The following is a 3,347-nucleotide window of genomic DNA, read 5'->3' on the forward strand; positions in this document are numbered from 1 at the left end:
GGGCGGCCTATCGCCGCCGCTGGGGCATCGAGACGCTCGAGATCGGAGAAGACGCCTTTTCCTTCCTGGCGATCCGCCGGGAGCTCTCCCAAGGAAAGTTCGTGGCCGCCCTGGTCGATCGTCCTTCTCCAACGAGCCGGGTTTCCGTCCGTCTTCCCCATGGCCGGTTGCCCGTTTCGACGGGGATCCTCTATCTGGCGATGCTCGAAGAAGTTCCGGTCTTCGTGGTGACGGTGAGCGAGACGGCCGGCCGGGGCTACCGGGTCTGGTGCAGCCCCCCCTTGCGCTTCTCGAGCCGAAGGCCGGACGAGGAGAGCTTGGAAGCCGCCAGCCAGCAGCTCTTCGATCTGCTGGTGCCCGAGATTGCCTCCCATTGGAGCCAATGGTACCAGTTCGTCCCGTTGGACGAGGAGGGGCGATAGGCCCCTTCGGTTCTTTACGGGGGAGGAGCCGGCGGATTAGAGTGGCAGCCGTTCTGGACAAGGGAAACGGGCGAGAGAAAGGTTCCGCGGGAAGGGAGGCTCTCCTTTTGCCCCGCTCTTGCGCTTCGGAGGCGGGCGAGGGCTGCCGGCTGCGAGACCGGCTCGCGCGGGGAGCGGAATTCGCCCGCTTCTATTGGGCCATCGGGTTTTTCTGGCTGGGCAGTCTCCTTTGGAGTCTCGTCTCCGGCCTGCTGGCTCTTTTCCTTCCGCCGAGGATGGGAGCGCGCGTCGGGCAACTGTTGATCATGGCCGGCTTTCGGCTCTTCCTTTCCCACATGCAGCTCCTCGGGCTCTTCCGCTGCGATCTCGCGGCCCTCGACCGCCTCCGAGACGAAGGACCGCTTCTCCTCGCCGCCAACCACCCGGCCCTCCTCGATGCGGTCTTGGTGGTTTCCCGGCTCCCGAGGGTGGTCTGTCTCACCAAGGCCGGGCTTTGGGAGAATCCCTTTTTCGGAGGATGCATCCGGCTCGCCCGATATATCCGCAGCGATTCGCCGCTGCGGCTGGTGCGAGAGGCCGAGGAGGCGATCCGTCGCGGCGAACAGCTCTTGATCTTCCCGGAAGGGACGCGGACGACCGCCGCCCCGCTCAACCCGTTTAAAGGAGGGATCGCCCTCATCGCCCGGGCGACGGGCATTCCGGTGCAGACGATCTTCTTGGAGGGAAGCTTCCCCTACCTGGCCAAGGGATGGCCCCTCTTTTCTAAACCGCGCTTCCCCCTCGTCTATCGTGCCCGTCTCGGACGCCGCTTCTCCCCTCAGGGCGATGCGCACCAGTTCCTCGCCGAGCTCGAAAGCTACTACCGCCAGGAGCTTGGGCGCAATCCGTCGATTTCCGCCCGATGACGACTCCAAGGACTCGGGCTCTCGTCTTGATACCGAGCTACAACACCGGGCCGAAGCTCTTGGAGACGGTGGAGGAGGCGCGCCGTTTCTGGGAGCCGGTCTGGGTCGTGATCGACGGAAGCCGGGACGGCTCCGAGCTCCCGCTCCGAAGGCGTGCGGAAGAGGATCCTGGTCTCCGGCTCTTCTCGCTCTCTGCGAATCAGGGCAAAGGGGCGGCGATCCACCACGGTCTGCGGGAAGCCGCGCGGCTCGGCTTCACCCATGCGTTGACGATGGATGCCGACGGGCAGCATCCCGCTTCCCTGATCCCGCGCTTCTTAGCCGCTTCCGCCGCCTCCCCCGACGCCATGGTGTTGGGATGTCCGATCTTCGATGAAAGCGCCCCTTCCCTGCGGGTCGGCGGCCGGAAGATCTCCAACTGGCTGGCGCGGATCGAGACCCTGGGCGGAAATCCGGGCGATGTGCTCTTCGGCTTTCGTGTCTATCCGATTCGCCCGCTCCTCGAGATCCTGGAATCGCGCCGAACGATGCGCCGGTTCGACTTCGACCCCGAGGCGGCCGTCCGCCTCTTCTGGAAAGGAGTGGATCCCGTCCATCTTCCGGCGCCGGTCCGCTACCTCTCCCGGAAGGAAGGCGGAGTCTCCCAATTCCGCTATCTCCGGGACAATCTCCTTCTTGCGCGCATGCACCTGCGCCTCCTGCTCGGCGCCCTTGCGCGGCTTTTCCTACGCCATCGTTAAGCTCCCCTGAGCCCCGTCTGGGAGCGAGAGTCGTGGGACGAGAGAGCTTCCGCTCCGCCCGGGGCCATCCCCATCGCCATGGGGAGGGAGACCGCACGGAGATGGCGGGCCGCCAGGATCGGGAGGAGGGCGGAGAGGACCCGCACGCTCACGGGCTCGCCCTCCGAGCTGCGCGCGCTCCCTCCGTCGTGGAGCAGGAGGATGTCGCCTGCGGCTAGGTTGCGGGTGAGCCGCCGGAGAACGGTCTCCGGCTTCCGGCAGGTCGTGTCGAAGCCTCTCCGGGTCCAGGAAACATAGCGGAGGCCCAGGGGAGCGAGGGCCGGATCGAGGAGCGGATTGCGAAACCCCATGGGGGCCCGGAAGAAGCGGGGAGGCCTGCCGCCAATCCCGCTGAGGACCGATTGGGCCTTTCCAATCTCCCGCCGGAAGGCCCCGAGGGGGGAGAAAGCGAAGAGGGGGGAGTGGGCAAAGCTATGGTTTTCGACGCTATGGCCCCGGCAGAGGATCTCCCGGAGGAGATCGGGATAGCGCTCCGCACGCTTTCCGATGCAGAAGAAGCTCGCCTTGGCCCCGTGGGCGTCCAAGAGGTCCAGGATCCCGGGGGTGATCTCGGGATCGGGACCGTCGTCGAAGGTGAGGACGACAAGACCGGGCGCTGGGAGAGGAAGGCGGACGAGGTTGGGCCCGAGGAGGGAGCTTTTGGGCCAGAGACCGGAGAGGGTGAGGAGCAGCTGGTCGGCAAGGAAGATCGATAGGAGCCAAGCCCAGCTCCTGGGGAAGAGGAGGAGTGCCCCTAGCAGGGCTCCATGCAGCCAGAGAGAGAGGCGGATCGCCGGAGAGGGATGCCAGCGCCCGGGAGCCGGAGCTGGGAGCGGGGCTTGCGGGTGCATGATCGGCTCGGGGAAGGCTTAAGAGATCGGCTCGAGCATCCGCCGGTTGCCGGTCCACCGGGCATAGTTGCGGCCGACCCAGTACCAGTGGAGGAAGAAGGCCTCCGCCAGGAGGCGCGGGATCTCCCGCGGGGAAAGCGACCAGAGCTCCTCGGCGGCGCACAGCTGGTGGGGGATCCGAAGACCGGAGGCGAGGGCCGAGCTGCGGGCTAGATGCAAGCGGCTCGTGACCAAGGCAGTGTGGAGGCCCTCCGGTCGGGCGGCCGAGCGGTGGAAGCGGAGGTTTTCCAAGGTGTGTCGGGAGCGCTCTTCGCGGACGAGCGCGCTTTCGGGTACTCCCCGGGCCATCAGATAGCGCGCGCCTACGGCCGCCTCGGAGGGGAGACCCTC

General features: G+C 66.7%; 5 protein-coding genes. 3 read left to right on the plus strand and 2 right to left on the minus strand.

Annotated features, from left to right (window positions below; genetic code table 11):
* The 3 genes from FN369_RS10965 to FN369_RS01095 all read left to right on the plus strand — a co-directional run.
* Positions 1 to 422 (plus strand): lysophospholipid acyltransferase family protein (locus tag FN369_RS10965; RefSeq protein ID WP_178087591.1); only part of this gene is annotated, 422 nt, incomplete at its 5' end.
* 41 nt (positions 423 to 463) lie between these two features.
* Positions 464 to 1,327, plus strand: a complete 864-nt coding sequence (locus tag FN369_RS01090; protein ID WP_246189470.1) for a lysophospholipid acyltransferase family protein — start codon at positions 464 to 466, stop codon at positions 1,325 to 1,327.
* On the plus strand, positions 1,324 to 2,067 hold the full coding sequence (locus FN369_RS01095) for a glycosyltransferase family 2 protein (protein ID WP_142524376.1): 744 nt from the start codon (positions 1,324 to 1,326) through the stop codon (positions 2,065 to 2,067). Before FN369_RS01090 ends, FN369_RS01095 begins: the two co-directional genes overlap by 4 nt.
* On the opposite strand, the gene FN369_RS01100 is transcribed toward FN369_RS01095, so the two are convergent.
* Together FN369_RS01100 and FN369_RS01105 are read right to left on the minus strand one after the other, a co-directional pair.
* Entirely contained in the window at positions 2,064 to 2,957 is an 894-nt protein-coding gene (locus FN369_RS01100) for a polysaccharide deacetylase family protein (protein WP_142524377.1), read from the minus strand. The genes FN369_RS01095 and FN369_RS01100 overlap by 4 nt on opposite strands.
* An 18-nt stretch (positions 2,958 to 2,975) precedes the next feature.
* Positions 2,976 to 3,347 (minus strand): YdcF family protein (locus FN369_RS01105; protein ID WP_142524378.1); only part of this gene is annotated, 372 nt, incomplete at its 5' end.

Source organism: Methylacidimicrobium cyclopophantes (assembly GCF_902143385.2).
Taxonomy (GTDB): domain Bacteria; phylum Verrucomicrobiota; class Verrucomicrobiia; order Methylacidiphilales; family Methylacidiphilaceae; genus Methylacidimicrobium; species Methylacidimicrobium cyclopophantes.

What these genes read in the sequence shown, in the direction of transcription:
- FN369_RS01095 (WP_142524376.1), top strand. Translation starts at nt 1,324, where the DNA reads ATGACGACTCCAAGGACTCGGGCTCTCGTCTTGATACCGAGCTACAAC.
- FN369_RS01100 (WP_142524377.1), bottom strand. Translation starts at nt 2,957, where the DNA reads ATGCACCCGCAAGCCCCGCTCCCAGCTCCGGCTCCCGGGCGCTGGCAT.